This window comes from Candidatus Thiosymbion oneisti (genome assembly GCF_900092655.1).
GTDB lineage: Bacteria > Pseudomonadota > Gammaproteobacteria > Chromatiales > Chromatiaceae > Thiosymbion > Thiosymbion oneisti.
The window spans coordinates 1-3,480 of record NZ_FLUY01000040.1 but is presented as its reverse complement, the minus strand read 5'-3'; the positions used below and the strand labels follow the sequence as shown (position 1 = coordinate 3,480).

The 3,480-nt window shown below is 60.4% G+C and carries 2 protein-coding genes and 1 pseudogene; all 3 read left to right on the top strand.

Annotation, left to right across the window (positions count from 1 at the left end; translation table 11 throughout):
• Positions 1 to 807, top strand: a pseudogene (locus tag BQ17_RS21210) (hypothetical protein); the annotation flags it as partial.
• Positions 808 to 993: 186 nt separating this feature from the next.
• Positions 994 to 3,003 carry a tetratricopeptide repeat protein gene (locus BQ17_RS00275; protein ID WP_089723762.1) on the top strand — a complete coding sequence of 670 codons (2,010 nt, stop codon included), beginning with the start codon at positions 994 to 996 and terminating at the stop codon, positions 3,001 to 3,003.
• On the top strand, positions 2,940 to 3,320 hold the full coding sequence (locus BQ17_RS00270) for a tetratricopeptide repeat protein (protein WP_256091419.1): 381 nt from the start codon (positions 2,940 to 2,942) through the stop codon (positions 3,318 to 3,320). Before BQ17_RS00275 ends, BQ17_RS00270 begins: the two co-directional genes overlap by 64 nt.
• The last annotated feature ends 160 nt before the right edge of the window (positions 3,321 to 3,480 follow it).

Below are 3,480 nucleotides of genomic sequence, written 5' to 3'. Positions count from 1 at the left end.
ATGAAGGCAGGCCACGACCGTGCCCGCCCGATTACCTTAGGTCTCATGGCCGATGCCCGGGAGCGGCTCATCGAGCGGCGGGATACCCACCTCGATCAGTTGGCCGATAAATTGCGGGAGCCGCGGGTCCACAAGGTTATCGGCGAACTCTTGGGCGACGATTTCGAATCCGGAATCGCCCCGCCCAGCGAAGACGACCAACTGTATGTGCAAGACCTGGGACTGATCCGCACCCGCCCGCAGATCGAGATCGCCAACCCCATCTACCGGGAAGTCATCCCGCGCACCCTGACCTGGGTTGCCCAGACCCGGATCCCCCAGGAGACCGCCTGGTATGTGGGTCGGGATGGACGCCTGGATTTCCCCAAGCTACTGAACGGCTTCCAGCAATTCTTCCGGGAGCACGGCGAGCTCTGGATCGAACGGTTCGACTACAAAGAGGCCGGGCCACAATTGCTGATGCAGGCATTCCTGCAACGCATCGTCAACAGCGGTGGGCGCATCGACCGGGAATACGGCCTGGGGCGCCGCCGCACCGATCTGTTGGTGCAGTGGCCCCTGGATGAGACTCAAGGCTTCCATGGCCCGGTCCAACGGGCGGTCATCGAGCTCAAGCTCCTACACAAATCCCTGGCGGCAACGATCAAAGAAGGCCTGGCACAGACCGCCGACTATATGGACCGGGTCGGCACCGACGAGGGCTATCTGATCGTCTTCGACCGCACCCCGGAGCTGCCCTGGGAAGCAAAGAGCTTGGTCCGGCAAGAACAGTATGGAGAGCACCGGATTTGGGTGTGGGGGATGTAAGGTGATTTCCGTTGAGAGGCTGTCTAAGAACTTGCCCGGTTGGCTCCCTCGCCCCCTGAGGGGAGAGGGGGGATCAAGGGCTTTATTTCGACAGGATTGGTCACGCCACATCAAGCAACATCAATAGGTTGGTTTTTAGACAGCCTCTGAGACGCTTTTTTTCCGCAAATAAACGCAAAAAAGACAATGACGAAAGCTCAGCGAAAAATCCTGATAGCCCTATTGGGACTGATCGCCGCGGTGGCTGCCGCCATCGGCGGCGGCTGGGCGGTGCATGTCTTCCTGTCCAATCAAGACAGCTCGATCACGCATACGGGAACCGGGGATGCCGTCGGGGGCGACCAGTACAAGGCAGGAAGGGATATCCACATCGGCATCCCCTTCGAGAAATACAAGGCCGATCTCAAGGAACGGGAGCAAGAGGTCACCAAAGCGCTAAAGCAGGCCCATGCCCAGGAACGCCAAATCCTGGAGAAAGAGAAGGCCGAGATCGAACGTCGATTATCGGATGCCCAAGCCAGCTACCAGAACCATATCAAGGAACTGAAGGAACGCATCGCTCAGTTAGAGACCATCCGCGGCCAGATCCCAGATGCGCTCCTGGATCAGGCCCGCACCGCCTTGGCCCAAGGCGACCAGAGCCAGGCGGATCAGCTCTTTGCCCAAATCGAGGCCCGAAACGAGGCGGCTATCCAGGCCACCGCCGAGGCCGCCTATCAGCGCAGTCGCATCGCCCTGGACCAGATCCGCTATCGGTCGGCCTATGCACATGCCCAACGGGCCGTGCGGCTGGCGCCGGAGAACGGCCTGTATCTCACAGGCGCCGGCGAGCTGGCGCATATACTCGGTGACTACAGCACCGCTAAGGACTACTCCGAGCAAGCCCTGGCCAGCGATCTCAAGACCTACGGCGAAGACCATCCCGATGTAGCAAGAGACCGCAACAATCTGGGAATGGCCTGGCAGTCACTCGGCGAGTACCGGAAGGCCATCGGCTATTTCAAGCAGGCCCTGACCAGTGGCATCAAGACCTACGGCGCAGACCATCCCAGTGTGGCGACAATTCGCAACAACCTGGGCTTGGCCTGGGATTCACTCGGCGAGTACCAAAAATCCATCGGCTATTTGGATCAGGCCCTGGCCAGTAGCATCAAGACCTACGGCGAGGACCATCCCGCTGTGGCAAGAGATCGCAACAATCTGGGAATGGCCTGGCAGTCACTCGGCGAGTACCAGAAGGCCATCGGCTACTACGAGCAGGCATTGGCGAGCGATCTCAATACCTACGGCGAGGACCATCCCCATGTCGCAATACGCCGCAACAATCTGGGAATGGCCTGGTATTCACTCGGCGAGTACCGGAAGGCCATCGGCTATTTGGAGCAGGCCCTGGCCAGTGATCTCAAGACCTACGGCGAGGACCATCCCGATGTCGCAATACGCCGCAACAATCTGGGATTGGCCTGGGATTCACTCGGGGAACACCAGAAGGCCATCGGCTACTACGAGCAGGCCCTGGCCAGTGATCTCAACTCCTACGGCGAGGACCATCCCGCTGTGGCGACAATGCGCAACAATCTGGGATTGGCCTGGCATTCACTCGGGGAGTACCGGAAGGCCATCGGCTATTACGAACAGGCCCTGGCCAGTGGCATCAAGACCTATGGCGAGGACCATCCCCATGTCGCAACACGCCGCAACAACCTGGGATTGGCCTGGCAGTCACTCGGCGAGTACCGGAAGGCCATCGGCTATTTCAAGCAGGCCCTGGCCAGCGATCTCAGGACCTACGGCGAGGACCATCCCGCTGTGGCAAGAGACCGCAACAACCTGGGATCGGCCTGGGATTCACTCGGGGAGTACCAGAAGGCCATCGGCTATTACGAACAGGCCCTGGCCAGTGATCTCAATACCTACGGCGAGGACCATCCCCGTGTCGCGATAACTCGCAACAATCTGGGAATGGCCTGGCGGTCACTCAGGGAGTACCGGAAGGCCATCGGCTATTTGGAACAGGCCCTGGCCAGTGATCTTAAGACCTACGGCGAGGACCATCCCCGCGTCGCGACAATGCGTAATAATCTGGGATCGGCCTGGCAGTCACTCGGCGAGTACCGGAAGGCCATCGGCATTTGGAGCAGGCCCTGGCGAGCGATCTCAGGACCTACGGCGAGGACCACCCCACTGTGGCGATAGACCGCAACAATCTGGGAGCGGTCTGGCAGGCGCTCGGCGAATATCAAAAGGCCATCGGCTATTTCGAGCAGGCCCTGGCTAGTGATCTCAATACTTACGGCGAGGACCATCCCGATGTCGCGATACGCCGCAACAATCTGGGATTGGCCTGGCAGGCACTCGGCGAGTACCAGAAGGCCATCGGCTATTTCGAGCAGGCCCTGGCTGTCTTTGAACGCAAGCTGGGGCCGGAGCATCCGAATACGCGGATCACGCGGGAGAATCTCACCGCCGCGCGGGCGGGACGGGACCTGAGCGCTACCGAGGGGCGTGAATAGTCCAGAGGCCGGATCGAGGAACCAAACCCGACACTGCGGCTCGGATGCGCAGATTAGGCAGATTTCCACAGATTTTCTTTGCCGCGCTCGTTCCCACGCTCCAGCGCCTGCCTGTGCGTGCCGCACGCAGACAGGTGGGAACGCCGGCTTGTCCGCTCCC

Coding starts and splice junctions, on each gene's coding strand:
- BQ17_RS00275 (WP_089723762.1), top strand. CDS start 994: ATGACGAAAGCTCAGCGAAAAATCCTGATAGCCCTATTGGGACTGATC.